Source organism: Mycobacterium bulgaricum (assembly GCF_041287165.2).
Lineage (GTDB): Bacteria > Actinomycetota > Actinomycetes > Mycobacteriales > Mycobacteriaceae > Mycobacterium > Mycobacterium bulgaricum.
Map to the genome: position 1 here is coordinate 1 of NZ_JBGGKV020000053.1, position 262 is coordinate 262.

Here is a 262-nt window from a genome sequence, read left to right on the forward strand (position 1 = left end):
CGTTGGACACGACCACCGAACCGCCGGGGCCCTCCACGTCGACCGAGAAGGTCGCGACTTCCTGGATGCCGGGGCCGTTGCCGAGGTCCGCCGAGATCGACACACCGGGGAACAGCGGCGGGGTCACGATGTTGTTGCCGAAGCCGAAGTCGGGGTCGCCGGCGTCGAAGGCGTAGCCGTCGAAGGCGATGTTGGGGGTGGTGTAGCTGAAGTTGATGCCCACACCCAGCGACCACGGGAAGCCGACCTGGTAGCCCAGCTC

At 67.6% G+C, this 262-nt stretch carries 1 protein-coding gene; it reads right to left on the minus strand.

Going from position 1 to position 262, the window contains the following annotated elements; translation table 11 throughout:
* Positions 1 to 262 (minus strand): MspA family porin (locus ACAG24_RS29535; RefSeq protein ID WP_370476408.1); only part of this gene is annotated, 262 nt, incomplete at both ends.